Origin of the sequence: Desulfonatronum sp. SC1 (genome assembly GCF_003046795.1) — a bacterium.
Classification (GTDB): domain Bacteria; phylum Desulfobacterota; class Desulfovibrionia; order Desulfovibrionales; family Desulfonatronaceae; genus Desulfonatronum.
The window spans coordinates 1-379 of sequence record NZ_PZKN01000251.1 but is presented as its reverse complement, the minus strand read 5'-3'; the positions used below and the strand labels follow the sequence as shown (position 1 = coordinate 379).

General features: G+C 29.0%; 1 protein-coding gene. It reads left to right on the top strand.

All coding sequences use genetic code 11. The features are described 5' to 3' along the window. Positions 1–216 precede the first annotated feature (216 nt). Positions 217–379, top strand: a 163-nt coding sequence (locus tag C6366_RS21445; protein WP_146164971.1) for a glycosyltransferase, incomplete at its 3' end; no start/stop codon positions are given.

Below are 379 nucleotides of genomic sequence, written 5' to 3'. Positions count from 1 at the left end.
ATGATAAGACGCTATTTTTAATTGGGTAGTTTTTGATTTAGATATGATTGGCAACTCTAGGACGAAGATTTCTATTATTAATCTATGCAACTTTCTCTAAGTATGCAATCATATAGAACAAAGTTTTCAGAAGTACACTTTTTTTAACGTAGGCCATTAGACATGGCATGATGTTATATTCGACATGTTTTTGTTAAATTTTTTTAAGCCAAAGTAATGAATCCTAAATTATCTATAATTGTACCATCCTTTAATCAAGCAGAGTTTTTAGAAGAGACTATTCTTTCAATTATTAATCAGGATTATAGAAACTTTGAATTAATTATTATAGATGGAGGCTCAACTGATGGTTCCGTTGATATATTAGAGAGGTATAACC